The sequence below is a fragment of the Mesorhizobium sp. M7A.F.Ca.CA.004.12.1.1 genome (assembly GCF_003997835.1).
GTDB lineage: Bacteria > Pseudomonadota > Alphaproteobacteria > Rhizobiales > Rhizobiaceae > Mesorhizobium.
The window spans coordinates 1-392 of record NZ_RZRK01001546.1; the positions used below are offsets into that span (position 1 = coordinate 1).

The window sequence follows — 392 nt, forward strand, 5'->3', positions numbered from 1 at the left end:
GTGTTCCAGTTGGTACTGTCGAAGGCCAGCACGATCGAGCGGTCGTTGATGATCGTCGGAACGCCGTTGATGGTGATGACATGCTGGAATTCGCCGTCGGTTCCGACAGCGCCGGGATCCAGCTTCGATAGCCAGATCGTATCGCCGATGCCATTCGGCAACGGTGCCGGATTGATCAGCGTGCCGTCTTCTTCCTGCTGTGGCGAACGTGCCGCCGAGATCGTCACATAGACGATCTGGCCGGCCAGCGGCGCCACCGCCAGCCTGACGGTGTAACTGTCGACATTGCGCGGCCCGCCTTCGCGAACAGCCGTGAAGCCATCCGTTTCGTCGATGCGGACGATGCCCTCCTGGGGGCCGGCCACGTGATAGTCGAAGCCGTCGACGAGGAC

General features: G+C 62.5%; 1 protein-coding gene. It reads right to left on the reverse strand.

Going from position 1 to position 392, the window contains the following annotated elements:
- Positions 1 to 392, reverse strand: a 392-nt coding sequence (locus EN984_RS38035; protein ID WP_164766068.1) for a hypothetical protein, incomplete at both ends; no start/stop codon positions are given.